Below are 25,227 nucleotides of genomic sequence, written 5' to 3'. Positions count from 1 at the left end.
CTCGATGGCTTCGGCTCCGCCGTCCTTGCGAGCGGAGCGAAGCAATCCAGTCGGCACGCGGCTTCCTCAGTCGCGCTGCCCTGGGTCACTTCTCTTCGCTCGTGATGACGGCGGAACCGCATCACCCTCGGTCCAGGGCTTCCGCCGCCGCCAGATCCGCCGGCGTGTTGACGTTGAGGAACGGATCCACCGGCTCCGCCGGCCAGGACGCCACTGCCGCTCCGTGGCGCGCGATGAAGGCGCCGACCCGCCGCTCGCCCCGTTCGAGATAATCCCGGAGCCCATCGCGCAGCGCCGTCGGCCAGAGCGCGATCGTGTAATGCTGCCGCGCCCCTGAGGCCGCGAGGGCAATACCCGCCTCTGATCCCGCAGCCTCAAGCCGCGCCACCAGATTGCCCGGCAGGAACGGCGCGTCGCCCGACACGCTCACCACCCGGGTGACACCCTGCGCGGCGGCGTGCTCCAGCCCGGCGAGGATGCCGGCCAGCGGACCCGGCTGGTCCGGCAGCGGATCCGGCAGGACCGGTCCGGGGAACCCGGAAAACCGCGCCGGGTCGCCGTTGGCGCTCAGCGCCAGTCCCGCCCCGCATTGCGGCCCCAGCCGCTCGACCACCCGTTCCAGCAGGGTCCGCCCGCCGAGCCGCAGCAGCGGCTTGTCGCCGCCGCCCATCCGCCGCGCCTGCCCGCCGGCCAGGATCAGGCCCAAGACCGGCGGAGGGACAGGCGGCGGCGCCACGGCCTCACTCGAAGACGATCTTCGGCGCCGTCCGCCCCGCCGGCGCGCCGGACAGGTTCGCCCAGAGCTGGGCGGCGATGTCCCGATAGACCTTGGCGTGCGGCCCATCCGGATCGGTCGCGACCACCGGCCGGCCCGCATCCGAGGTCTCGCGGATGGTCATGTTCAGCGGCACCTCGCCGAGGAACGGCACGCCGAGCCTCTGCGCCTCGTTCCGCGCGCCACCATGCCCGAAGATGTGCGAGGCGTGGCCGCAATTCGGGCAGACGAAGGTCGCCATGTTCTCGATCACGCCGAGGATCGGCACCGCGACCTTCTTGAACATGGTCACACCGCGCCGCGCGTCGATCAGCGCGAGGTCCTGCGGGGTCGAGACGATCACGGCGCCGGACAGCGGCGTCGCCTGCGCCATGGTGAGCTGCGCGTCGCCGGTGCCGGGCGGCATGTCGACCAGGAGCACGTCGAGCTCGCCCCAGAGCACGTCGCGCAGCATCTGGGTGATCGCCGACTGAACCATCGGGCCGCGCCAGATCATGGCGGTCTCGGGCTCGATCAGGAAGCCGATCGACATGACCTTGAGCCCGTAGCCGACCATCGGCTCCATGGCCTTGTTGTCGACGACGTTGGGCTTGCCCGAGAGGCCGAACAGCTTCGGAACGGACGGGCCGTATATGTCGGCGTCGAGGAGGCCGACCTTCAGCCCCTGCGCCTGGAGCGCCAGGGCGAGGTTGCAGGCGGTGGTCGACTTGCCGACGCCGCCCTTGCCGGAGGCGACCGCCACGATGTGGCGCACGCCCGCGATCTGCGGACCCTGGTTCGGCGGTGCGCCGGGCCGCGGCGGCGCCACCGGCGGCGGCGTCACGGGCCGCGGGGCGGCGCTGCTCTGGGCCGGGTGGCTCTGGTTCCGCTCCGAGGTGAGGCTCGCGAACACGCCCGAGACGCCCGGCATCTGCAGGACCCGGCCCTCCGCCTGCCGCCGCACCGGCTCGAACCGCTCGGCCTCGCTCGGATCGACGAGGATCGAGAACATCACCCGGTTGTTCGGATCGACCACGACCTGGGAGAGCCGTCCCGAGCCGGGCAGGGTGGTGCCGGCAGCATCGACGGTGACGTCGGCGAGCGCCTTCAGCACGTCGTCGCGGGTGATCGCCAAGATGTCCTCCAGCGGGGCAAGCAGGTATGCCAGTGCATGTAACCGAGCGGGCCGAGAACACCAGACCCCGGGCCCGCAATCCGCGTCGGCGCTGGCGGCCTGCGTCCCCGTGGCCGTCTCGTCCCCGTGGCCGTCCCGGCCGAGCGGGTCGCGTCAGTGCGGGCGGGCGATGAGGTTGCATTCCTCCATGGGTCCGCGCACCGCGGTCCCGTCGCCGCGCCGGTAGACCCCGTGGCGCAGGCGCCGACAGCCGAGCGGGCCGCGCAGGCGCTCCACGCGCTGGATATGGACGCTGCCGTAGCGCCGGTTCGAGACGTCATGGCCGCCGATGCGCACGCCCGGGCCGAAGCGCACCTCGGCGGCGGCCGGCAGCAGGCAGGGGCCGAGGGCGACCAGCGCCGCCGCTGCGCGGCTCATCACCCGAGCCCGATTCATCCGAACCTCCGTCCTCGCGCGGACAAGCTGAACCAACGGGAGACTGATCCGTTGTCGGGGCAGCCTTCGGCCAGGGGCCCTCTCTGGAGACCCGGCCGGGACCAAAACGACGCGTAGGAGACCATTTTCATGCATCAGGGCAACCACCGCGACCACGAGGGCGCGAAGAAGCTGTTCGAGCTCATCAAGGACGTGAAGATCGCCATGATGACCACCGTCGATTCCGACGGCACGCTCAACAGCCGCCCGATGTGGAACAACGACGCCGACGAGAACGGCGACCTGTGGTTCTTCACCAAGCTGCACTCGCCCAAGACGGCCGAGATCAGCAAGGACAACCAGATCAACCTCGCCTATTCCGACCCGTCGAGCCAGAACTACGTCTCGGTGGCCGGCAAGGCCGAGATCGTCCGCGACCAGTCGATCATCGACGCGAAGTGGAATGAGAGCCTGAAGACCTGGTTCCCGAACGGCAAGGACGACCCTGAGGTCGCGCTGATCCGTGTCCACCCGGAGAAGGGTGAGTACTGGGACAGCCCGAACAGCACGATGCTCCACCTCTACGGCTACGTGAAGGCCTCGCTCACCGGCGAGAGCCCGAAGACCGAGACCAAGAAGGTCGACCTCGCCTGAGCGCCCGAAGCTGACGCACAGCGATGCCGGAAGCGGTTTTCCGGTCTCTGACACCGGGCCACTGAGCGCAGGCTCATGGCCCGGTGTCTTTGAATGTGAGCCTCGTCATTCCGGGACTGCGGAGCAGGGCCCGGAATCCAGAACCGCACGGCGTGTTCAGCTGGGCGCTATCGGCGGCTCTGGATTGCACGCCTCCGGCGTGCCCCTCCGGGTCCGGGCTCGCCTGCGGCGCCCCGAAATGACGTCCGGGATGCGGTGCAGCCAGGGCGGGAATAGCCTGACCCTGTGAAGCCGAGTTCCAGGTCCGGGTGGTTGCCCGTCTCCTTGACGGGGCCGCGCTCGGCATGCGCTCTGCGTGAAAGAGGCGCGCGGTCGAGTTCCGAGAGCATGCTGGATCTGGCGAAGCGAGTCTACGACCACAGCTTCCGCATCGACCCGATCGTGCGGTCGCTGCTCGATACCGATTTCTACAAGCTCCTGATGGCGCAGACGATCCTGCGCCGGCACCCCGACATCCAGACCACTTTCGGGATCACCAACCGCACGCGGCGCATCCGGATCGCCGACGAGGTCGATGCCGGGCTGCTGCGCGAGCAGCTGGACCACGCCCGCACGCTCCGCCTCAGCAAGGGTGAGGTCACGTGGCTGCGCGGCAACGTATTCCGCGGTCAGGGGCGCATTCTGGGACCCGAATTCGTCACGTGGTTCGAGAACTTCCGGCTGCCCGAATACGAACTGGCAGTCCATGACGGGCAGTACGAGCTGACCTTCCACGGACCGTGGATCGAGACCACCATGTGGGAGGTCCCGGCGCTCGCGATCCTCAACGAATTGCGGGCGCGCGCCGTGCTGCGGGGCCTCGGCAAGCTCGACCTGCAGGTGCTCTACGCCCGCGCCATGACCCGAGTCTGGGAGAAGATCCAGCGGCTGCAGAAGCTGCCCGACCTGTCGGTGGCCGATTTCGGCACGCGCCGCCGCCACGGCTTCCTGTGGCAGGATTGGTGCGTGCAGGCCATGGCGGAGGGCCTCGGCGGCGCGTTCCTCGGCACCTCGAACTGCCTGATCGCGGCCCGGCAGGAGGTCGAGCCGGTGGGCACGAACGCCCACGAATTGCCGATGGTCTACGCAGCGCTCGCCGAGGACGACGCGGCGCTCGCCCGCGCCCCCTACGCGGTGCTGTCCGACTGGCAGGAGGATTACGGCGGCAACCTGCTGGTGATCCTGCCCGACACCTACGGCACCACCGGTTTCCTGGCGAACGCCCCCGACTGGGTGAGCGACTGGACCGGGATCCGCATCGACTCGAAGGACCCGATCGAGGGCGGCGAGGAAGTGATCCGCTTCTGGCAGGAACGCGGGCACGATCCGCGGGACAAGCTCGCGATCTTCTCCGACGGGCTCGACATCGACGAGATCGAGCGCATCCACGCGCGGTTCCACGGGCGCATGCGCATCGGCTACGGCTGGGGCACGCTGCTGACCAACGACTTTCGCGGGCTCCTGCCGGACGGCAAGCTCGATCCGGTCTCCATCGTCTGCAAGGTCACGGAGGCGGATGGGCGCCCGACCGTGAAGCTCTCCGACAATCCCACCAAGGCGCAGGGACCGTCCGACGAGGTCGCCCGGTATCGGCGGGTGTTCGGTGTGGGTGAACAGGAGATACTGCCGGTGGTGGTGTGAAGGGGTGTCAGACCCGGCAGGGTGAAACACGGAGGCTGCCGACCCGGGGATGAATTCATTATCATGCCGCCCAATCGGAGCCGCCTCGGGCGGCCCTGTCCGGGAGAACGCCATGTCGATGAATCGCCGCTCGCTCATCGGGGCCGCGGGCCTCGCCCTTACGGCTCCGGCTCTGCAGGGCGCGCAAGCGGCCGAGGCCGCGAAGCCGGCCGCGAAGGCGCCCCCACCGCCCGTCACGAAGATCCTCGCGCAGTGGATCCTGAGTTCCTCCTACGACACCCTGCCGGAGAACGTCCGCCGCGAGGGCGTGCGCAGCTTCCTCAACTGGGTGGGCGTGGCGATCGGCGGCTCGCACCACGAGACCGTGGACGTCGCGGTCTCGGCGCTGCAGCCCTTCTCCGGGCCGCCCCAGGCCGGGCTGTTCGGCCGGACCGAGCGGTTCGACATCATGAACGCCGCCTTCCTCAACGGCGTGTCGAGCCACATCTTCGACTTCGACGACACCCATCTCAAGACGATCATCCACCCGGCCGGCCCGGTCGCCTCGGCGATCCTGGCCTATGCCGAGATGAAGCCCGTTTCGGGCAAGGCCTTCCTCGACGCCCTGGTGGTCGGGATCGAGGCCGAGTGCCGGATCGGCAATGCGGTCTACCCGAACCATTACGACGCGGGCTGGCACATCACCGGCACCTGCGGGCCGTTCGGTGCCGCGGCGGCGGCCGGCAAGCTGATGGGGCTGACCGAGCAGCAGATGGTCTACGCCCTCGGGCTCGCCGCCTCGCAGCCGGTCGGCCTGCGCGAGTCCTTCGGCTCGATGAACAAGAGCTTCAACCCAGGCCGGGCCGCGTCCAACGGCCTGTTCGCCGCGATCCTGGCGTCCAAGGGCTACACCTCGTCCGACGGGATGATCGAGGCCAAGCGCGGCTGGGCCAACACGATCTCCACCAAGCAGGACTGGTCCGAGATCACCGACGGCCTCGGCACCCGCTACGAATCCGCGCTCAACACCTACAAGCCGTTCGCCTGCGGCATCGTCATGCATCCGACGATCGACGCCGCGATCCAGATCCGCGACGAGGATAGGGTCAAGCCGGAAGACATCAAGCGCGTCGACCTCAAGGTTCATCCGCTGGTGCTGGAGCTGACCGGCAAGACCGCCCCGAAGACCGGCCTCGAAGGCAAGTTCAGCATCTACCACGCCGCGGCGGTCGCCTTCGTGGAGGGGGCGGGCGGCGAGAAGCAGTTCAGCGACCGGGCGGTCAACGACCCGCGCGTGGTGGCGCTCCGCCAGAAGGTGGTGCCGGTGATCACGCCCGGCATCGACGCCGCGCAGGTCGACATGACCGTGACCCTCAACGACGGGCGGACCGTCCACCGGCGGATCGAGCACGCCATCGGCAGCGTCGAGAAGCCGATGTCCGATCAACAGCTGGAGGCGAAGTTCGCCGACCTCGCCGCGGGCGCGCTGCCGGAGGCGCAGGCCAAGCGCGTGATGCAGCTGTGCTGGTCGCTTCCGGACCTCAAGGATGCGGGCGACGTGACCCGGGCCGGGGTGCAGGGCGCCTAGCCGGCCGCGGCGGCGGGATCGTTTTCGGGCCCTGTACCGTTCCCATCCGCAAGGCGCCCCGAGACCCCGGCGGGCGCCCGCGCGTGGCGTACGGGGCGCGGATCACGGTATGGGCACGAGAACCCCGGTCGGGGTCGAGGTGGCGGCGCGACCCGGAAACCCGCCGCGACCGACCCGCGTCGCCGCGGCCGAGACGCCGCGGGCGGCGATGGCCTCGCCGGTCGTGGTCGGGGCCACCATCATCGCGGCCCTGTATTTCGGCCGCGAGATCTTCATCCCGATCGCGATCGCGCTGCTCCTGTCTTTCGTGCTGACGCCGTTGGTGAACCGCCTGCGGCGCCTGCGCCTGCCGCGGCTGGTGGCCGTAGGCCTGGGCGTGTTCCTGACCCTGGGCATCGTGGCGGCCCTCGCGACCCTGATCGGCATCCAGGCGGCCGACCTCGCCGGCGACGTCCCGCGCTATCGGACGACCATCGAGCGCAAGGTCGAGGGGCTGCGCGACTCACCCGTCGGCCATCTCACCGCCTATGTGGCCAATATCGGCCGGGCCCTGCATGTCGGCGGCAAGGAGGCGGGCCACGAGCAAGCGCCGCAGGCCGCCGCGCCGCCCGCCGAGCCGGCGCCCGCTCAGGGCCAGGGGCCGGCGGCCCCGAAGCCCGTCCTAGTCGAGATTGCCGCCTCGCAGCCGGGGTCGCTGGAGATGCTCTCGACCGTGCTGTCGCCGGTCATGCATCCGCTCGCCACGGTGGGCATCATCTTCGTGGTGCTGCTCTTCGTGCTGATGCAGCGCGAGGACCTGCGCGACCGAATGATCCGGCTGGCGGGATCGAGCGACCTGCATCGCACCACCGTAGCGATCGACGATGCCGCGCGGCGGCTCAGTCGCTACTTCGTGGTGCAGCTCGCCCTCAACGCCGCCTTCGGCGTCGTGATCGGTATCGGGCTCTACGTCATCGGCGTGCCGAACCCGGTGCTCTGGGCGATCTTCTCGGCCCTGATGCGCTTCGTGCCCTATCTGGGGGCCGTCGTGTCGGCGCTCCTGCCGATGGCGCTCGCCGCCGCGGTCGATCCCGGCTGGAACATGATGATCGCGGTGGCGATCCTGTTCATCGTCTTGGAGCCGCTGACCGGCCAGGTGTTCGAGCCGATCGTCTACGGGCAATCCACCGGGCTCTCGCCCTTCGCCGTGCTGGTCTCGGCCCTGTTCTGGACCTGGCTGTGGGGCCCCGTCGGCCTGCTCCTGTCGACGCCGCTCACCGTCTGCCTCGTGGTGCTCGGACGCCACGTGGAGCACCTGGAATTCCTCGACGTACTGTTCGGCGACCGGCCGGCCCTCACGCCCGTGCAGAATTTCTACCAACGGATTCTGGCGGGCGATGCCGAGGAGGTGCTGGGCCATGCCGAGCTGATCCTGCAGCAATGCTCGCTCTCGTCCTACTACGACGATGTGGTGCTGAAGGCCCTCGAACTCGCAGCCCGCGACGCGGCCCGGGGCGTTCTGACGGCGCGCCAGAAGGCGGCGATGCGCACGGCCCTCGGCGAGTTGATCGCGGACCTTTCCGAGCGCAGCGACGCAGTCACCGATGCCGCCGGCGAGACTGCCGAGAGCGCCTGCAGCCCGATGCCGATGGGACCGGCGCCCGATGCTCTGTCCCAGGCCTGGACGCGGCAGGGAGCGGTCCTGTGCGTGTCCGGCCGCGGCTTCCTGGACGAGGCCGCCGCCGCGATCCTCGCCCAGATCCTGGAGAAGCGCGGTCTCGGCGTCCGCACGGTCCCGTTCGCCGAGGCGGCCTCGGCGCGGATCGCGCGCTTCGAGCCGGGCCCGGCCCAGATGGCCTGCGTGGTTTCCCTCGCGCTGGACGGCGAACCGACCCATCTGCGCCGGCTGATTCGCCGCCTGAAAGGCCGGATGCCGGGCGTGCCGATCCTGCTCGGCCTCTGGCTCACGCAGGAGGAGGGGCCGGGTCGGGCGACGGAACAGTCGACCGGTGCCGACGGCCGCGTGGTCTCGTTGCGCGAAGCCGTTGAGGCCGTGCTCGCCGCCGCAGAACGGAAAGCCGAGCCGCAGGCGGACGATCACGCCGGGACGACCCCACCATCGGATCACATGTTGGAAGCCGGGGAGGACACCCCCCGCAAGCCGGCGCGGGCCGATGCATGAGCCGGGGGGCTTGACGGCCGGGGGTGCACCCCGATTTCGTCGCGCATTGTCCGGGCGATCGAACCGACCGCGGACGGAACCAGGGACATGATCCGATGAGCGTCGTCGAACTCGGACGGTTCATGGACGACCTCGCGGACGCGTCCGGCAAGGCGATCCTGCCGTTCTTCCGGGCCCAGTTCGGCCTGGATGACAAGGCCCGCGGAGGCGCCCCCTTCGACCCCGTGACCGAGGCCGACCGGGCCGCCGAGGTCGTGCTCCGGGCGATGATCGGCCAGACCTTTCCGGGCCACGGCATCCTCGGCGAGGAATTCGGCTCGGAACGCACCGATGCCGAGTGCGTCTGGGTTCTCGATCCGATCGACGGCACCCGGGCCTTCATCGCGGGCTTGCCGACCTGGGGCACCTTGATCGGGCTGACCCGCAACGGCGTGCCGGTGCGCGGGATGATGCATCAGCCCTACCTGGCGGAACGCTTCACCGGGGATGGGCGCAACGCCCGACTGCGCACGCCCTCGGGCGAGCGGACCCTGCGCGCACGCCGCTGCGGGGCTCTTGCCCAGGCGATCCTGGCCACCACGGATCCGCGGCTGTTCGCGGCGGGTGAGGAGGCCGAGCGCTTCCGGGCGCTGGAAGGCCAGGTGCGGATGAGCCGGTACGGTGCCGATTGCTACGCCTATTGCATGCTGGCGGCGGGACAGATCGACCTCGTCGTCGAGGCGGGGCTGAAGCCCTACGACATCGTCGCGCTGATCCCGATCGTGGAAGGTGCGGGCGGCCAGGTCACGGCCTGGGACGGGGGCTCCGCCGCGTCGGGCGGCCGGGTCGTGGCTTCGGGCGACCCGCGGCTGCACGAGGCGGCGCTCAAGGTGTTGAATCCGTGAGGGCAGGACCTTTTCCCGCGCCTGAGAGCCCGTTTCCCGCGGACCACCGCGGAGGCCGGTCCGCGTGCTGCTGAACGCCCTCGTCCTGCTCACGAGCTTGGTTCCCCGGGCGGAGGCGGGCGCGGAAACCATCCTGCACGCCCTGCCGGTCCCTGTCGTGGCGGCCGCCCCCGCGGAGACGGCGCCGCCGCGCTTCGACCCCGCGACCCGCTCCGTCTCCAACTGGCACGCGCAGACCGCCGCGCACCTGCTGCCGCGGGCGCTCGCGGTGACGGCCTCCCTGGCGGAGGACCCGCCCTACGTCGCGCGCTGCGTGCGCCTCAACAACGGCTGGTGCATCAAGTCCGCCCGCTGGCCCGGCGAGATCGGCGCCGACGCCGAGGGCCACACCGCCTTCGCTACCCTCGATGACGGGGCCGACGCGGCGGCGAGCCTGCTGCGGCGCTACTATCGCGACTACGGCCGGCACACGGCCCTGGCGATCGTGCGCCGCTGGGCCCCCGCCGAGTGCCGCTCCGTCGCCGCGCCCGCGCGCTCGGGACGTCCGGTAGCGGCTCCCGCAGTCTCGGCCGCGCTCGCGCCCCGGGGGCTCGGGCGCACCCTGCGGGCTCGGTTCCTCGCCACGCACCGGCCCGGCGGAGCCCCCCGCGGCCGGTCGGCCCTGCGCGTCCAGCCCTGGTCGCCGCTCGCCCGGATGGCCGGCCATGCGGGCCGGCGCCGGGCCCCCGTGCCGCACGTGGCCACGCTCCAGCCGATCCCCGACATCGCCACCGGCCTCACGGCGCCGGCCGACCCGGCCGGACAGACCGCACGCCGACCGGCCCGGGGCGTCGCCGACCCGGCCGCGCTCCTCGACCGGACGACGGATCGCCGGGTGCCGAGCCCCGAGCGGATGGTGGCCGAGTCGGCGCTCCTCCCGGCGATCGCGACCGGGCTGCCGGTCCTCGACCTGCGCCTGCCGGCCCCGCTCTGCACCGGCGACGAGGTGCGGATCCAAGCCTACGCCGCGCGGATCAGCGGCAGCGTCGGGCTGAAGCCCGGCGACGACCTCGACCTGTTCGGGCCGGACGGCGCACCCCGCGCCAATCTTGCACCCGTGATGCTGGCGATGTCGGCGGTGGAACTCGGCACGCTCCGGGCCGGCCCGGATCTCGTCGCGGGGGCGATCGCCCGGTTGCGACCGGTGACGCCGGCCGCCAATAACGCCACTCCGTAGCGTCAAGCCTTGCGGTTCGGCCCGAGTCGCGCCACCTCTGCCGCGCCACCTCTGCCCGGCCTGTTCCCCTCACGACGAGCCCGCCCGTGCCCCTGACCGACCTTGCCGCGCGCGCCGGCTCGGCCGTCAAAGCCTTCGCCGAAGCCTCGCACGACCTGCTGGTCCAGCCGACCCTGCGGCTCGGCGTGACCGGGCTCGCGCGCTCGGGCAAGACCGTCTTCACCACGGCGCTGATCCACCATCTCGTGGAGACGCACGCACTGCCGGCCTTCGCCCCGGCGCAGGAAGGCCGCCTGCGCCGCGCCCGCCTCGTGCCGCAGCCCGACGACGACGTGCCGCGCTTTCCCTTCGAGGAGCATTTCGGCACGCTGACCGAGGCCCGGCGCTGGCCGCGCTCGACCGACCGGATCAGCCAGTTCCGCCTGGAGATCGCCTACGAGCGCACCGCCGGCTGGCGCACCGGTCCCGCGACCCTGATGCTCGACGTGGTCGATTATCCCGGCGAGTGGCTGCTCGACCTGGCGCTGATCGAGACAAGCTACACCGCCTGGTCGCGGGCCACGATCAACGGCACCCGCCGGCCGGGGCGCGCCGCCGTGGCGGCGCCCTGGCTCGCCGCGCTCAAGGACTTCAACCCGAACGGGCCGCTCGACGAGGTCGCGGCCGAGCGGGCGAGCGACGCGTTCAAAGCCTACCTCGCGGGCCTGCGCGCCGGTCCGGAATCGGTCGCCACGACGCCGCCGGGCCGGTTCCTGATGCCGGGCGACCTCGCGGGCTCGCCCGCGCTGACCTTCGCGCCGCTGGACGGGCTCACCGAGACCATCGCGCCCGACAGTCTCGCCGGCCTGATGGAGCGGCGTTTCGAGGCTTACAAGACCAAGGTCGTGACGCCGTTCTTCCGCGACCATTTCCAGCGGGTCGACCGGCAGATCGTGCTGGTCGACGTGCTCTCCGCAGTCGATGCCGGGCCGACCGCCCTGGCGGAGCTGGAAGAGGCGCTGGACGCGGTGCTGCTCAGCCTCAACATTGGCCGCAACACTGTCCTGTCCCGGCTGTTCGCCCCCCGGGCCGACCGGGTGCTGTTCGCCGCCACGAAGGCCGACCATCTCCACCAGACGAGCCACGACCGGCTCGACGCGCTGCTGCGGCTGCTGGTGTCCCGCGCCATGCGGCGGACCGAGGCGGCCGGCGCCCGGGTCGGCACCGTGGCGCTCGCCTCCGTGCGCGCCACGCGCGAGACCACGGTTCATGATGGCGGCGAGACGCTGCGCGCCGTGGCCGGGACCCCGGAGGCCGGCGAGGTGGTCGGCGACGAGGTGTTCGACGGCAACAGCGAGGCCGCGATCTTCCCGGGCGAGCTGCCGGCGCGCGCCGAGGCCGTGCTGGAAGGCGCGGTCGAGCCGGGCTCCCTGCGCTTCCCACGCTTCCGCCCGCCGCTGGTGCGGCCCGACGGCTTCGGCCGCCCTGGGCACCTGCCGCAGATCCGGCTGGACCGGGCGATGCAGTTCCTGATCGGCGACAAGCTGGCGTGACGATGTTGGTGAGCCTGCGGAGCATCCAACCATGACCTCCGGCCAGAAACCCCGCGCCTTCCGGATCACGCCCGAGCGGGACGTCGAGCCGGACGTCGCCACGACGCCGCTCGCCGCCAGGCCGCCCCAGGCCCGGATCGTGGAGGAGCCCTTCGAGATCGTCGACGCCGCCGACGGTGTCGCCGTGCCGGTCGCCCCGCGCCGCCGCTCGCCGTGGGGGGCGCTGTTCCTGTCGGCGGTCGGCGCCCTGGTCTCGCTGGGGATCGGCCTGTCGGTCGAGCGGATGATCGCCGACCTGTTCCAGGCGGCGCCCTGGCTCGGCTGGGTGGCGCTCGCCCTGCTGGGCCTCGCCGCCCTGGCGCTCCTGGCGATCGTGGTGCGGGAACTCGCCGGCCTGCGCCGCGAGCGCAAGATCGAGCGCCTCCGCCAGTCGGCCCTCGACGCCCTCGGAACCCGCGACCACACGGGCGCGCAGGCGGTGGTGCAGGCGCTCTCAGCCTTCTACGCCGACCGCGAGTCCCTGTCGGCGGGCCGCGCCCGGATCGACGCTGCCGCCGACGCGATCCTCGACGTGGACGACCGGATCGGTCTGGCCGAGCACGAATTGCTCGCGGGCCTGGACCGTCAGGCGCGCAACGCCATCGCGACGGCGGCCAAGCAGGTCTCGGCGGTGACGGCTTTGAGCCCGCGGGCGATCGTGGACGTCGCCTTCGTGGTCTTCGCCGCCGTCCGGCTGCTGCGCCGGATCGCGGCGATCTACGGCGGACGCCCGGGCTTCTTCGGCTTCCTCCGCCTCGCGCGCGCCGCGGTCGCGCATCTCACCGTCACCGGCGGAATGGCGGTGGGCGAGAGCGTGATGCAGCAGGTGCTGGGGCTGGGGATCGCCGCCCGCGTGTCGGCCAAGCTGGGCGAGGGGGTGCTCAACGGGCTGATGACCGCCCGGTTCGGGCTCGCGGCACTCAATGTCTGCCGCCCGCTGCCGTTCGTGCGCGAGGCGCCGCCGCGGCTCGCCGACGTCGCCGGCGAGTTGCTGCGCTCGGCCGAGGCCGAGTCGAAATAGCAGGGTCGCTCCTGGCCGCGCGTCGCTACTTGCCGCCCGCGGCGGCGCGGCGGTTGGCGATGCGGGAGAACATGTTGCCGGTGTAGTCGGCGCTCTTGGGCTTCTCGGGCTCGCCGAGCTTGGCCTCGAAGGCCTCGATGCGCTTCAAGAGCGTCACGTCGTTGAACAGCGAGCTGTTGAAGTTGGACTGGGCCCGCGGCCCGAGGGCGGTCTGCACCGCGTCGAGTCGTTCCAGAAGCTCTTTACGCGTCACGGTGATCTCCAGGGGCGCCTTCGGGGCGAAGGACCGCCCGAGACGCCACTGGACGGGTCGAGGGTAAACGGAGCGTTAACGAGATCCGGCGGCCCGTCGCGCGGGTTGGCCGCCGCGATCTTTGCGAGCGGAGCGATGCAATCCAGGCGGCGCCACGACCATCCCGGTCGCGCCGCCCCGGGGCCGTTTCACTGCGCTCGCGAAGACGTCAGGCGCGACCAGGGCGCTCAGGCGACGCAGGCTCACAGCCCCTTCAGAAAGCCGGCCAGACGCATAAGCCCCTCGGGCCAGGGCCCGTGCCCGCTCGCCACGTTGATGTGACCCGACTCGCCGGCATCGACCGTGAGCGCTCCCCAGGCATGCGCGAAATCGTCGGCGCGCGCGTAGCGGCAATGCGGGTCGGTGCGACTGGCGACGAGGAGCGACGGGAAGGGCAGGAGGTCGCGCGGGACCGGCGCGAAGGCGCGCACCGAATCCGGCAGGCCCGGCGCCTCCTCCACGTCCGGGAAAGCCACCAGCAAGGCGCCGCGCACGACGCCCGGGGTGAAGCGCGGCGCCGCCTCGACGCTGGCCACAACGCCGAGACTGTGGGCGATCAGGATCACCGGCCGGGTCGCGGCGGCGACCGCCGCGGCGATCGTTCCGCACCACGCCTCCGGCGTCGGCGCGTGCCAATCGTCCTGCTCGACCACGCGGGCTGTGGCGAGCCGGCCGGCCCAGCGGGCCTGCCAATGATCCTCCTCGGACCCTCCGAGCCCCGGAACGATGAGGATGTCGCAATCGGCGGTCTTCATGCCCGGATGCCTAAAGCCGTCGCGCGGACGCGTCGAGACCACCGTGTCATTCGGCAGCGATCGACCCCGCGCGCTCCAGCTCGGTGATGTAGCGGGCGATCTGCACCGACGCGCGGTTCTTCGCCTTGGCCTCGATCTCGAAATCCGCCCAGACGAGGTGGCGGGCGACGAGGCTGTTGACCGCCCGGTTCCACATCATGTCGGAATGCGCCGCGAGGTCCCGGACCGCGTGGCCGGCGGTGCGCAGGGCCGGGAAGTCGGGCAGGGCGTCCGGATCGCACTCTTCCGCGACCGCCTCGCGCGACACGCTGATATGGGCCACGGGCCGCACGCCCCGCCAGGACGCCTGCACCTGCGCGATCCGGGGATCGTCCGGCTCGAGATATTCGCCGCCGCTCTGGACCCAGTGGTGGTGCAGGTCGAGCACCACCGGCACGATGTCGGCGAGCCGCAGCACCGCGTCGAGGCCGAAGACGTTCTCGTCGTTCTCCACCGTGACGAGGTCGCGCGCCACCTGGCTCGCCCGTGGCAGGGTCGCGCGGAAGCCGTCGACCCCGGGGTCTCCGGCGCCGACATGGATGTTGATATGGGCGCCGTGCGGATGCCAGCCGCCGCCATAGCCCATGCGGTCGAAGATCTCGGCGTGATAGTCGAGTTCGGACAGGCCGTTCTCGATCGCCGCCGGGTTGCGGCTCGCCAAGAGGCAGAACGGGCCCGGGTGGAAGCTCAGGCGGACCTCGAGGCGGCGCGCCAGCGCTCCCGCCTCGGCGAGGCCGCGCTCGACGAGGGCCGCCATCTCGGGCTCCGCGTAGATCGCCTGGGCGATCGGGTGGGTGTAGCCGGGCAGGACATTGCTCGCCATGCGCAGCAGGCGCTCCAGCGGCGGCCGGGCTCCGACCCAGGCGATCTGGCGCGCGAGGGCGTCGAGATTGTGCGCCACGAGGCCGGCGAGCTTCGTCCGCCGGGCGGCGGGTTCCAGCTTGGCGAGATAGGCCATCGTGACGCTGGTGAGATTCATGTGAAGCGTCGCGTCGCGTTCCGCCTTGAGGGTCGCGTGCGTGCCGGGGGGCTCGTCGAGGACGAACTTGCAACAGAAGCCGAGACGGGGATGATCGCGCATAAATGGCACAACGCGCGGAAGCCCGACCCGTCCCCGCGCCGTTGCGGAACGGGCGCTGCGCGGGGACGTTTGAAGTCCCGAGCGCGGCAGTTCCGCGTGTACGGCACTTCCCGACCCATGCCCCCGTCGCCCTCGCGCCCGAGCGGACAGCCGGATACCGGCTCCATCCTGTGGATCCTGATGCTCGGTTCGGCGCTGGTCGCCCTCGCGGCGGCGCCGGCGCGGCGCGGGGTGCCGGTGCGGGCTCGAGACGCCGGACCGCCGCGCGACCCCGAGCCGCCACAGGACCCGAGTGCGGCGAATAAAGGCGTTGCCGCCGGGGCGCGCTCGATCTCGGGCCGCGCCGCGCAGCTCACGGCGGCCACACAGCCGGAGCGCGGCCGCGCCGCCAACAGCCCCGCCGAGATGACACGATCCGGCTGGAAGGACATCGCGGTCCGGGTCTATCTCGAGTTCAACAAGGACCGGGTGCTGGCAGTCGCCGCCGGCGTCACCTTCTACACGCTGCTGTCGCTGTTCCCGGCGATCGCCGCGCTTGTGACCTGCTACGGCCTGTTCGCCGACGTGACCGTGATCAACGACCACCTCGCGCAGCTGCACGCCGTGCTTCCGTCCGGGGCGGTCGAGCTGATCGGCGATCAGGTCAAGCGCATCGCGTCCCGGGGCACCGGCTCGCTCAGCGTGACCTTCTTCACCAGCCTGCTGCTGTCGATCTGGAGCGCCAACGCCGCCATGAAGGCGATGTTCGACGCGCTGAACGTGGTCTACGAGGAGGAGGAGAAGCGCAATTTCTTCTGGCTGAACCTCCGCTCCCTGACCTTCACGGTGGGGGCGCTCCTGTTCATCGTCATCGCGCTCAACGCGATCGTGGTCGTGCCGGTGGTGCTGAACTTCCTGGGCCTCGGCTCGACCGCGTGGCTGCTCGCGGCCCTGCGCTGGCCGGCGATCCTGATTGTCCTGCTCGGCGGCCTCTCGGTGCTCTATCGCTTCGGACCGAGCCGGGAGCACGCCCGGTGGCGCTGGGTCGGGGTCGGCAGCGTGATCGCGGGCCTGCTCTGGCTCCTCGCCTCGCTGCTGTTCTCCTGGTACGTCGCCAATTTCGGCACCTACAACGAGACCTATGGTTCGCTCGGCGCCGTGATCGGCTTCATGACCTGGATCTGGATCTCCTCGACGATCGTTCTGCTCGGGGGCGAGATCAATGCGGAGCTGGAGCATCAGACCGCCCGCGACACGACCACGGGTGCGCCCCTGCCGATGGGACGCCGGCAGGCGCGGATGGCCGACACGGTCGGCGCGGCGGCCTGAGGGCAGGACTGCCGAAGATCGCCGACGACGCGTAGAGTGCGGCTCCAGAACGGGAGAACGTCATGGCGGATACGCCGACCACCGGTCGCGAGACCCGCAGCGACGCCGCGTGGCGCGCGGCGCTCACGCCGGACCAGTACCGGGTCCTGCGCGAGCACGGCACGGAGCGGGCCGGCACGAGCAATCTGCTCGCCGAGAAGCGTCCCGGTACCTTCACCTGCGCGGGCTGCGGACAACCCCTGTTCGAGCAGGAGACCAAGTTCGAGTCCGGGACGGGCTGGCCCAGCTTCTTCGCGCCGATCGAGGGCGCCGTCGCCACGTCGGTCGATCGCAGCCACTGGATGGTGCGCACCGAGGTGCACTGTGCCCGCTGTCAGGGACATCTCGGCCACGTCTTCGAGGACGGCCCCGCCCCCACCGGTCTGCGCTACTGCATGAACGGCGTGGCGATGCAGTTCGAGCCGGCGGCATGACGCGATCCGAGATTTAACCTGGGTTCAAAAAATCGTGCCGCGAGCCGGGATATCGGGGACAGAAGGCGCCGAGGTCGTATCTTCACCGCGGTCCGGTCTTGATTTCGTCGCGTTTTTGCTTAGCGCTCTATAGTCTCATGTTGTCGCTGTCCGGTGATTGGCGGCGGAAGCGGTCAGGTGCGGGTGAATACGGCGTTGCGATCCAGCTTTTACGCCGTCCTCCCCGGTTCCACTTGATCCGGTCCGTTCGATCCGGCGGACCAAGAGGCTGTCCGCCCGAGCGGCGCACCGCCGACCAACCGGGAGGGGTTTTGAGTTCATGAGCACCGTTCGCCGATTCCTGGTCGCCCCGTCCCTGGTCCGCCTGATCCGCAAGGAGCGGGGCGGGGCACGCATCACCGAAGGACATTTCGCGCCGCAGGGCGGTCGCGCCTCCTACGTGCGGGTCGACGGGCAGAACTGCCAGCTCGTGCTCGTCAACAAGGGTGCCGACGGCATCCCGGTCGAGGAGCGCACCGATGTGCCGCGCGCCCACGGCGACGCGCTGCTCGATGTCTGCCCCGGAAAGGCCGCCTACGATCGGACGACCCTGAACGTCGGCGGACGCGAGGTGGCGATCGACCGCTACGTCACGCCCGGAAGCCTGGACCTGATCAGTGTCGTCTTCGAGCACGACGGCGATGCGGCCGGCTTCCAGGCGCCCAGCTGGTTCGGGCGCGAGGTCAGCGGCGAGCCCGCGTTCGAGCGGCAGACCCTGGCCATCCAGGGCGTGCCGGCCGCCGAGGAGGTCTCCCTGAGCAACGCCGCGCTGGACGCCGTGCTCGACCTGATCGAGCCGCGGTTCGGCTTCGGCCGCTACGGCAGCAGCAATCGGCCGTCCGAATCCGACGACGGCGCGCTCAACGCGATGCGCCGCATCGTGACACCCGCTGCGCCCTCCGCACCCGTCGCGCCCGCGCCGGAGCCGGTCCACCACGCGGAGCCCGCGGCGCCCGCCGCGGCAGCCCCCGCCGAGCCGGCCCCCGAGCACCACGCCGATCCGGAGCCGGCTCCGGAGCCCGTCCATCACGCGGAGCCTGCGGCGGCGCCCGAGGCGCCTGCGGCACAGGCCGGCTCGCCTGAGACCCTGCACGGCGATGCCCGGATCGACGACGTGATCGAGAGCCTGTCCCAGGCGCTCGGCGCGGCCATCCACCAGCAGCCGGAACCGTCCTCCGAATCCAAGGATGCGAAGAGCGAGGATCCGGCGTCGATGTTCGAGCGCTGGACCGTGCGCCCCCGCCGGACGCAGCAGCAGAACTGAACCGGCCGCCGGCTCCCGCCGGCGCAGATCCGCGAACACACCGGGCCGCCGCGCAGACCGCACGGCGGCCCGTCTGCTGCGTGTTGCGCCCGCGCGGTTCCGGCACGGCCGTCCGCGTTGGGGAAGACCAGGTTGCCGCGACTTGGACGCGTTCAGTTGCGGATGACCACCGCCGCCCCGCCGCGGCTGCGGGCCAGACTGAACAGGGCGGCCGCATGTCCCGGCGACAGGCGGATGCAGCCATGGCTCGCCCGGCGCCCGAGCGACCCGGTCTCGTAGGTGCCGTGGATCGCGTAGCCGCCCCGGAAGAACATGGCGTGCGGCATCGGCGAGCCGTGATATTTGCGCGAGCGCCACATCGGTGCCATCAGCCCGACCCGGAAACGGCCGTTCGGCGTAAAATAGCCGCGTCGGGCGGTGGACACCGGCCAATCATAGGCCGGAGTGCCGTCGACGAAGACGCGCATGCGCTGGCGCGACTGGTCGATCTGCGCGACGACCCCTGCGGCCGCCGGAGCGGCCAGCGCGCTGGCCAAGATTCCGCCGAGGACCGCGACCCCGGCCCAGTTGAAGACAGCCACGCGTCACCCCCGGAATTAGACTGGATGCCGTTGATCGAACGGCGAAATCCGGCGGCGGCTTGAAACAGCCGCATTTATCGGGATGAGCCCAATTGTCAGACTAGAGAAGTCTTTCCGGCGGGAATCGACAGGTTTTTGTCACGAGGGGTTTGCCGCAGATTACCGAGCTGCCGTTGAGGCGCGGATCGATAATCGCTAGCGTGCCGGCAAATCGGGAGGGTGCGCGGTCGTCGCACGGGATGGACATGGCACAAGCAATCCACGCGACGAGTGCGGCCGCAGCGCCCCGAGAGCCCTGGTACAAGGTGCTCTACATCCAGGTCCTGATCGCCATCGCGCTCGGTGTCCTTCTCGGCTGGTACGACCCCGCCACCGGCAAGGCCATGAAGTGGCTCGGCGACGCCTTCATCGGCCTGATCAAGATGATGATTGCGCCGATCATCTTCTGCACCATCGTGCACGGCATCGCGTCGATCGGCGACCTGAAGAAGGTCGGTCGCGTCGGGCTGAAGGCCCTGATCTACTTTGAGGTGGTCTCCACCGTGGCGCTGCTGATCGGTGTGCTGGTCGGCGAGGTGATCCGGCCGGGCGCGGGCTTCAACGCCGATCCGTCGAAGCTCGACGCCAGCAAGGTCGCGACCTACGCCAGCAAGGCCGCGGCGGATTCCACCGTCGCCCACATCCTGGCGATCATCCCCAAGAGCTTCTTCGATCCCTTCGCCACCGGCGACCTGCTGCAGGTGCTGCTGATCTCGATCCTCACCGGCGTCGTGGTCACGAGCCTGGGCGAGCGCGCGGCTTCGGTGAACCACGCGATCGACACCGCCGGCCAGATCTTCTTCAAGATCATCGGTATCGTGGTGAAGCTCGCGCCGCTCGGCGCCTTCGGCGCCATGGCGTTCACCATCGGCGAGTACGGCATCCAGAAGGTCTACGACCTCGCGTGGCTGGTCGGCACCTTCTACGTCACCGCGCTCCTGTTCGTGTTGGTGGTGCTCGGGACGATCGCCCGGGTCGCCGGCTTCTCGATCCTGCGCTTCCTCGCCTACATCAAGGACGAGCTGCTGATCGTGGTCGGCACCTCCTCGTCCGAGACGGTGCTGCCGCAGCTGATGACCAAGATGCGCCGGCTCGGCGCGTCGGATTCGGTGGTCGGCCTCGTCGTGCCGACGGGCTACTCGTTCAACCTCGACGGCACCAACATCTACATGACGCTCGCGACCCTGTTCCTCGCGCAGGCGGTGGGCGTGGACCTGAGCATCACGCAGTACGCCACCATCATCCTGGTCGCGATGCTGACCTCGAAGGGCGCCTCGGGCGTCACCGGCGCGGGCTTCATCACCCTGGCGGCGACCCTCTCGGCGATCCCGAACAGCCCGGTCCCGGTGGCCGCCATGACCCTCGTTCTCGGCATCGACAAGTTCATGTCCGAGTGCCGCGCGCTGACCAACCTCGTCGGCAACGGCGTCGCCTGCGTGGTCGTCAGCCGCTGGGAGGGCGAGCTCGACGTGGCCAAGCTCAACGAGGTCATGGCCCACCCGGTCTCCATCGGCACCCACATCGCCGACGAGACACCGCAGCCGATGGTGACCGACGGCAAGGTCGCCGCCGCGGAGTGATGGGCCGGCCCGCAGGCGCACGCCTCGGCATCGATCTCGGCGGCACCAAGATCGCCGGGATCGTGCTGGACCGGGCCGGCCGCACGGTGGCCGATACCCGGGTCGCCGCCCCGCGCGGCGATTACGGAGCCACCGTCGAGGCGGTGGCGGCCCTCGTGCTGGAGCTCGAGGGGATGGCCGGGACGCCCTGCACGGTCGGCATCGGCATGCCGGGCAGCCTGTCGCCCGCGACCGGCCTCGTGCGCAACGCCAATTCCCACTGGCTCAATGGACAGCCCTTCGGCGCCGACCTGACGCGGCGGCTGGGTCGGCCGCTGCGGATCGAGAACGACGCGAATTGCCTCGCGGTCTCGGAGGCGATCGACGGCGCCGGCGCCGGCGCACGGGTCGTCTGGGCGGTGATCCTGGGCACCGGGGTCGGATCGGGCATCGCCATCGACGGGCGGGTGCTCACGGGCCGCAACGGCATCGCCGGTGAATGGGGCCACGGCCCGCTGCCCTATCCGCGCGACGACGAGCGTCCGGGCCCCACCTGCTATTGCGGTCGCCGGGGCTGCATCGAGACGTGGCTGGCCGGCCCCGGCCTCGCGGCCGATCACGGGCGGCGGCACGGCGCGCCGCTGACCGCCGAGGCGATCGTCTCCGCCGCCCGGGAGGGCGGCGCGGAGGCGCAGGAAACGCTCGCACGCCATCTCGACCGGCTTGGGCGCGCGGCCGCCCAGGTGATCAACCTCCTCGACCCGGACGTCGTCGTGATCGGCGGCGGCCTGTCGCGCATTGCCGAGCTGATCGACGGCCTGCCCGCCGCGATCGCACCCCACATCTTCGCCGACGCCTTCGACACACCGGTCCGGGCGAGCCTCCACGGGGATGCGTCGGGCGTCCGCGGCGCGGCGTGGCTGTGGGAGGCGGAGCCGGTTTGAGCGATCGCCCGTCCGGCGGCCTCCTCACGGAGACGTCTCTTGCCGGCGTGCAGGGGGCAGGGCAGGACGGCGACGCTCCAGTCTCGATAGCCCGATGATCGTCCGCACCCGGCCCAACCTGCTCACCCTGCTGTTCACCCTGCGCGGGTCGATCCTGCCGCGGGTGGCGCCGAAGCTCGCCGGGATCGTGGCGGTCTCCTGCGCGGTGGTCTGGGCCGAGGCGCGCTGGCCCGCGGTCTTCCCGATGACGGCTGGCGTCACGCCCTTCACCCTGGTGGGCCTCGCCCTCTCGATCTTCCTGAGCTTCCGCAACAACGCCTGCTACGAGCGCTGGTGGGAGGCCCGGAAGCTCTGGGGCAGCCTGATCGGCGAGGTCCGCAACCTCGCCCGCGCCCTGCCGGCGCTGCTGCCGGATGCGGACGCGGCCCCCCAGCTCCGGCGGCTCTCCGCCTTTGCGCACGGCCTTCGGGCCCGCTTGCGCGGTCTCGATGAAGCCGCGGCCGTCGACGGGAGGGTGCCGGGTTCGGACAGGAGCGGCCCCAACCCAACCGACTCGGTCCTGGCCGCGATCACGCGCGACCTGGCGGCTGCGGTGCGGGCGGGACGGCTTACCGACATCCAGTTCGGCATCCTGGAATCGCGGATCGAGGCGCTGTCGGGGGTGCACACCGCCTGCGAGCGCATCGCCAACACGCCGCTGCCCTTCGCCTACACCCTGCTGGTCTACCGCACCGCCTGGCTCTACTGCCTGCTCCTGCCGGTGGGGCTCACCGGCTCCCTGGGCTGGGCAACGCCGGTCGTCGTGGCGCTGGTCGGCTACACCTTCTTCGGCCTGGACGCCCTCGGAGACGAGTTGGAGGAGCCGTTCGGAACCGAGCCGAACGACCTGCCCCTCGACGCGATGGTCCGCGCCGTCGACCGCATCGTGCATCACGCGCTCGGCGAGCCGATGCCGGACGCGCTGACCCCGGACGGATACTGGCTGCGATAGGGCAGGGCCTAACCGTTCCAGGCCCGCAGGACCGGCTCGGTACAATCGTGCTCGTAGCCGAGCACCGAGACACTCGTGGTGCCGAGAACGAGGAGCGCTCCGGCCTCCGGCGGCAGGCCGATCCAGCGTGCGGCGAGCACCCGCAGACAATGCGCGCTCGAGAACACGAGGAGATCGGCATCGAGGGCCCGGGCCCGCGCGATGACCCGGTCCGCCCGGATCCCGACATCGGCGGCCGTCTCGCCGCCCGGGCAGCCATCGCGGAACAGGCGCCAACCCGGGCGCTCGGCCAAGATCGCCGGCGTCGTCCGGCCCTCGTAGGCGCCGTAATCCCACTCGGCCAGATCCGGGTCGATCGCGCGCTGATCGCCGAAACCCGCAAGTTCGCAGGTGGTGGCTGCCCGGCGCGACGGGCTCGACCAGACCGCCGTGTAGGATTGGATCCTGAGGCGCAGCGCAAGGGCTCGTGCGGCGGCCTCGCCGGTCGGCGTGAGCGGGATGTCGCTGCGCCCGGTATGCCGGCCGGAACGGCTCCACGCGGTTTCGCCATGGCGGACGAGCGTGATCTGCGGATAGGGGCTGCCAGGCATGCGCGCCTCCATGGGCCTGCGTTCAACGCAGTCATCGCGCTCTGGCCCCATGGATTCGGCAGAGCAGGGTCAAGATCGCGCTTGCACGGCGCTCGAAACGAACATAAACATATCTTTATGTCTATCGAACGCAGGCAAGAGGCGGGTTCGATCCCATTTCCGGAGGCGCTCGGCGTTCTCCGGGCGGCCGCCGAGGAGACGCGCCTGCGCATCCTGGCGCTGCTCGCGGAGGGCGAGTTGTCGGTCTCGGACCTCACGGACATTCTGGGCCAGTCGCAGCCGCGGATTTCGCGGCATCTCAAGCTTCTGGTGGAGGCCGGGCTCGTGGAGCGCCACCGTGAGGGCGCCTGGGCGTTCTTCCGGCTGTCAGAAGCCCGCGCCGGGCTTGCGGATCCGCTGCTGTCCGGTCTCGACCGGACCGCGCCGCCTCTCTCGGAGGATCGCGCCCGGCTCGACGCCGTCCGGGCGCAGCGGGCTGAGACAGCCGAGACTTTCTTCGCACGGCTGGCACCCAAATGGGACGAGCTGCGCTCCCTGCATGTGCCTGAGGCGACCGTCGAGGCGGCAGTTCTCGTCGCTCTGGGCGACCGTCCGATCGGCAGCCTGATCGATCTCGGTACCGGCACGGGCCGGATGCTCGGCCTGCTCGCGCCGCGCGCCGGGCGCGCCACCGGGCTCGATTCGAGCCATGCCATGCTGTCGGTCGCCCGAGCCAACCTGGAACGACAGGGCCTGACGCGGGTCGACCTCCGACAGGGCGACATCCACGCGCCGCCCTTCGCGCGCGCGAGCTTCGACCTCGTGGTGGTGCATCAGGTGCTGCATTATCTCGATGACCCGGCCCGGGCACTGCGCGCCGCCGCCCGGCTCGTGGCGCCGGGGGGCCGCCTCCTGGTGGTGGACTTCGCACCGCATGAGCTGGAGTTCCTGCGCACGAGCCAAGCCCACCGCCGACTCGGCTTCTCCAGCGATCAGGTGTCCGGCTGGCTCGCGGAGACCGGCCTCGACACGGTCGCCACGCGCGATCTGGCACCGCGCGAAGCGGGCCAGCTCACCGTCACCCTCTGGCTGGCTCAGGATGGGCTGGCCGACGAGACAACCGAACAGCCCCGGCGCGCCGTCGCCTGAGGCTCAATCCCATCGTCTGAACCGACCGACATAGAGGACGAGACCCCGATGCGCCGTTCCACTCACCGCGCCAGCCGCGACGGCTACCACCCGATCCGTGTCTCGATCGAGTTCTTCCCGCCGAAGACCGAGGAGATGGAGAAGATCCTCTGGGGTTCGATCGAGCGCCTCGCGCCGCTCCAGCCGAGCTTCGTGTCGGTGACCTACGGGGCCGGCGGCTCGACCCGCGAGCGCACCCACAACACTGTGGCCCGGATGGTCCGCGAGACCAGCCTGAAGCCGGCCGCGCACCTCACCTGCGTGGACGCCACCCGCGAGGAGATCGACGCGGTGGTCCAGTCCTACTGGGACGCGGGCGTGCGCCACATCGTGGCGTTGCGCGGCGACCCGGCCGAGGGCGTCGGCCACGCCTACCGGCCGCATCCCGAGGGCTACGCCTCGACCGCCGAGCTGGTCGAGGGGATCAAGCGGATCGGCGACTTCAAGGTCTCGGTCTCGGCCTATCCCGAGAAGCACCCCGAGGCGGCCTCGCTCGAGGCCGACATCGATGCCCTGAAGGCCAAGGTCGATGCCGGGGCCGATCAGGCAATCACCCAGTTCTTCTTCGAGAACGAGATCTACCTGCGCTACCTCGACAAGGTCCGGGCCGCCGGGATCACGATCCCGATCATCCCGGGCATCCTGCCGGTGCAGAACTTCAAGCAGGCGGCGAACTTCGCCCGCCGCACCGGCGCCTCGGTGCCGTACTGGCTGGCCGCCCGGTTCGAGGGCCTGGAGAACGACGTCGAGACCCGCCGGCTCGTCGCCGCCGCGGTGGCGGCCGAGCAGGTGCTCGACCTCGTGGACGAGGGCGTCAACGACTTCCACTTCTACTCGATGAACCGCTCGGATCTGGTCTATGCGATCTGCCACCTGCTCGGCCTGCGCGCCCAGGCGCCGAAGCTGGCGGCGGCGAAGGCGGCAGCCTGATTTTCGGGGCCGCGCTTGACGCTCCCGACCCGTCATCGCGAGTGCAGCGAAGCGACCCAGGGCAGCGCGACATCCATTAGCGTGGCGCTGCTGGATTGCTTCGTTTCGCTCGCAAAGA

General features: G+C 70.9%; 24 protein-coding genes. 16 read left to right on the top strand and 8 right to left on the bottom strand.

Annotation, left to right across the window (positions count from 1 at the left end; all coding sequences use genetic code 11):
• Positions 1 to 121: 121 nt before the first annotated feature.
• The 3 genes from mobA to ABIE45_RS23475 form a co-directional block, all read right to left on the bottom strand.
• Positions 122 to 736: a molybdenum cofactor guanylyltransferase MobA gene (gene mobA / locus ABIE45_RS23485; RefSeq protein ID WP_373622573.1), complete on the bottom strand. Its 615-nt coding sequence runs from the start codon at positions 734 to 736 to the stop codon at positions 122 to 124.
• 4 nt (positions 737 to 740) lie between these two features.
• Positions 741 to 1,889, bottom strand: a complete 1,149-nt coding sequence (gene apbC / locus ABIE45_RS23480) for an iron-sulfur cluster carrier protein ApbC (protein WP_192710538.1) — start codon at positions 1,887 to 1,889, stop codon at positions 741 to 743.
• Between the two features lie 153 nt (positions 1,890 to 2,042).
• The gene (locus ABIE45_RS23475) at positions 2,043 to 2,306 is read right to left on the bottom strand and encodes a hypothetical protein (RefSeq protein ID WP_192710599.1); all 264 of its coding nucleotides are present in this window, start codon (positions 2,304 to 2,306) and stop codon (positions 2,043 to 2,045) included.
• Between the two features lie 147 nt (positions 2,307 to 2,453).
• Here ABIE45_RS23475 and ABIE45_RS23470 point away from each other — a divergent pair, with 147 nt between their 5' ends.
• From ABIE45_RS23470 to ABIE45_RS23435, 8 genes are all read left to right on the top strand, one after another.
• Complete coding sequence (locus ABIE45_RS23470) at positions 2,454 to 2,957, top strand: pyridoxamine 5'-phosphate oxidase family protein (protein WP_024830124.1); 504 nt, start codon at positions 2,454 to 2,456, stop codon at positions 2,955 to 2,957.
• A gap of 387 nt (positions 2,958 to 3,344) precedes the next feature.
• Entirely contained in the window at positions 3,345 to 4,637 is a 1,293-nt protein-coding gene (pncB, locus tag ABIE45_RS23465) for a nicotinate phosphoribosyltransferase (protein ID WP_192710539.1), read from the top strand.
• Between the two features lie 112 nt (positions 4,638 to 4,749).
• Positions 4,750 to 6,204 carry an MmgE/PrpD family protein gene (locus ABIE45_RS23460; protein WP_192710540.1) on the top strand — a complete coding sequence of 485 codons (1,455 nt, stop codon included), beginning with the start codon at positions 4,750 to 4,752 and terminating at the stop codon, positions 6,202 to 6,204.
• A 109-nt stretch (positions 6,205 to 6,313) separates the two neighbouring features.
• Positions 6,314 to 8,365, top strand: coding sequence for an AI-2E family transporter (locus ABIE45_RS23455; protein ID WP_192710541.1), 2,052 nt, complete (start codon positions 6,314 to 6,316; stop codon positions 8,363 to 8,365).
• 95 nt (positions 8,366 to 8,460) lie between these two features.
• Complete coding sequence (gene hisN, locus ABIE45_RS23450; protein ID WP_192710542.1) at positions 8,461 to 9,249, top strand: histidinol-phosphatase; 789 nt, start codon at positions 8,461 to 8,463, stop codon at positions 9,247 to 9,249.
• 64 nt (positions 9,250 to 9,313) lie between these two features.
• Positions 9,314 to 10,465 carry a hypothetical protein gene (locus tag ABIE45_RS23445; RefSeq protein ID WP_192710543.1) on the top strand — a complete coding sequence of 384 codons (1,152 nt, stop codon included), beginning with the start codon at positions 9,314 to 9,316 and terminating at the stop codon, positions 10,463 to 10,465.
• Between the two features lie 86 nt (positions 10,466 to 10,551).
• The gene (locus ABIE45_RS23440) at positions 10,552 to 11,997 is read left to right on the top strand and encodes a YcjX family protein (protein WP_192710544.1); all 1,446 of its coding nucleotides are present in this window, start codon (positions 10,552 to 10,554) and stop codon (positions 11,995 to 11,997) included.
• Positions 11,998 to 12,028: 31 nt separating this feature from the next.
• On the top strand, positions 12,029 to 13,057 hold the full coding sequence (locus tag ABIE45_RS23435; protein ID WP_192710545.1) for a YcjF family protein: 1,029 nt from the start codon (positions 12,029 to 12,031) through the stop codon (positions 13,055 to 13,057).
• A gap of 25 nt (positions 13,058 to 13,082) precedes the next feature.
• On the opposite strand, the gene ABIE45_RS23430 is transcribed toward ABIE45_RS23435, so the two are convergent.
• The 3 genes from ABIE45_RS23430 to ABIE45_RS23420 form a co-directional block, all read right to left on the bottom strand.
• Positions 13,083 to 13,310, bottom strand: coding sequence for a hypothetical protein (locus ABIE45_RS23430; protein WP_192710546.1), 228 nt, complete (start codon positions 13,308 to 13,310; stop codon positions 13,083 to 13,085).
• 242 nt (positions 13,311 to 13,552) lie between these two features.
• On the bottom strand, positions 13,553 to 14,104 hold the full coding sequence (locus ABIE45_RS23425) for an alpha/beta hydrolase (RefSeq protein WP_192710547.1): 552 nt from the start codon (positions 14,102 to 14,104) through the stop codon (positions 13,553 to 13,555).
• A gap of 46 nt (positions 14,105 to 14,150) precedes the next feature.
• Positions 14,151 to 15,224, bottom strand: a complete 1,074-nt coding sequence (locus ABIE45_RS23420) for a UV damage endonuclease UvsE (RefSeq protein ID WP_192710548.1) — start codon at positions 15,222 to 15,224, stop codon at positions 14,151 to 14,153.
• 117 nt (positions 15,225 to 15,341) lie between these two features.
• On the opposite strand from ABIE45_RS23420, the gene ABIE45_RS23415 reads away from it, so the two are divergent.
• The 3 genes from ABIE45_RS23415 (at position 15,342) to ABIE45_RS23405 (ending at position 18,308) form a co-directional block, all read left to right on the top strand.
• Positions 15,342 to 16,532: a YihY/virulence factor BrkB family protein gene (locus ABIE45_RS23415; RefSeq protein WP_192710549.1), complete on the top strand. Its 1,191-nt coding sequence runs from the start codon at positions 15,342 to 15,344 to the stop codon at positions 16,530 to 16,532.
• A gap of 62 nt (positions 16,533 to 16,594) precedes the next feature.
• Positions 16,595 to 17,005, top strand: a complete 411-nt coding sequence (msrB, locus tag ABIE45_RS23410; protein WP_192710550.1) for a peptide-methionine (R)-S-oxide reductase MsrB — start codon at positions 16,595 to 16,597, stop codon at positions 17,003 to 17,005.
• A gap of 319 nt (positions 17,006 to 17,324) precedes the next feature.
• Complete coding sequence (locus tag ABIE45_RS23405) at positions 17,325 to 18,308, top strand: hypothetical protein (RefSeq protein WP_192710551.1); 984 nt, start codon at positions 17,325 to 17,327, stop codon at positions 18,306 to 18,308.
• Positions 18,309 to 18,460: 152 nt separating this feature from the next.
• Here ABIE45_RS23405 and ABIE45_RS23400 read toward each other — a convergent pair whose 3' ends face one another.
• A complete protein-coding gene (locus tag ABIE45_RS23400) occupies positions 18,461 to 18,889 on the bottom strand; it encodes a L,D-transpeptidase (RefSeq protein WP_373622570.1) in 429 nt (142 codons plus the stop codon).
• A 245-nt stretch (positions 18,890 to 19,134) separates the two neighbouring features.
• Here ABIE45_RS23400 and ABIE45_RS23395 point away from each other — a divergent pair, with 245 nt between their 5' ends.
• The 3 genes from ABIE45_RS23395 to ABIE45_RS23385 all read left to right on the top strand — a co-directional run bounded on the left by ABIE45_RS23395 (position 19,135) and on the right by ABIE45_RS23385 (position 22,422).
• A complete protein-coding gene (locus ABIE45_RS23395) occupies positions 19,135 to 20,508 on the top strand; it encodes a dicarboxylate/amino acid:cation symporter (protein WP_192710552.1) in 1,374 nt (457 codons plus the stop codon).
• The gene (locus ABIE45_RS23390; protein WP_192710553.1) at positions 20,508 to 21,431 is read left to right on the top strand and encodes an ROK family protein; all 924 of its coding nucleotides are present in this window, start codon (positions 20,508 to 20,510) and stop codon (positions 21,429 to 21,431) included. Before ABIE45_RS23395 ends, ABIE45_RS23390 begins: the two co-directional genes overlap by 1 nt.
• A 94-nt stretch (positions 21,432 to 21,525) precedes the next feature.
• Positions 21,526 to 22,422 (top strand): bestrophin family protein, encoded by an 897-nt coding sequence (locus ABIE45_RS23385; protein ID WP_192710554.1) that lies wholly within the window; start codon positions 21,526 to 21,528, stop codon positions 22,420 to 22,422.
• A gap of 8 nt (positions 22,423 to 22,430) precedes the next feature.
• On the opposite strand, the gene ABIE45_RS23380 is transcribed toward ABIE45_RS23385, so the two are convergent.
• The gene (locus ABIE45_RS23380) at positions 22,431 to 23,012 is read right to left on the bottom strand and encodes a histidine phosphatase family protein (RefSeq protein WP_192710555.1); all 582 of its coding nucleotides are present in this window, start codon (positions 23,010 to 23,012) and stop codon (positions 22,431 to 22,433) included.
• 117 nt (positions 23,013 to 23,129) lie between these two features.
• Here ABIE45_RS23380 and ABIE45_RS23375 point away from each other — a divergent pair, with 117 nt between their 5' ends.
• A complete protein-coding gene (locus ABIE45_RS23375) occupies positions 23,130 to 24,140 on the top strand; it encodes a metalloregulator ArsR/SmtB family transcription factor (protein ID WP_192710556.1) in 1,011 nt (336 codons plus the stop codon).
• Between the two features lie 48 nt (positions 24,141 to 24,188).
• The gene (metF, locus tag ABIE45_RS23370) at positions 24,189 to 25,109 is read left to right on the top strand and encodes a methylenetetrahydrofolate reductase [NAD(P)H] (protein ID WP_192710557.1); all 921 of its coding nucleotides are present in this window, start codon (positions 24,189 to 24,191) and stop codon (positions 25,107 to 25,109) included.
• Positions 25,110 to 25,227 lie beyond the last annotated feature (118 nt).

Origin of the sequence: Methylobacterium sp. OAE515 (genome assembly GCF_041806315.1) — a bacterium.
Classification (GTDB): Bacteria; Pseudomonadota; Alphaproteobacteria; order Rhizobiales; family Beijerinckiaceae; genus Methylobacterium; species Methylobacterium tardum.
This window is presented reverse-complemented; position numbering and strand designations above follow the sequence as displayed.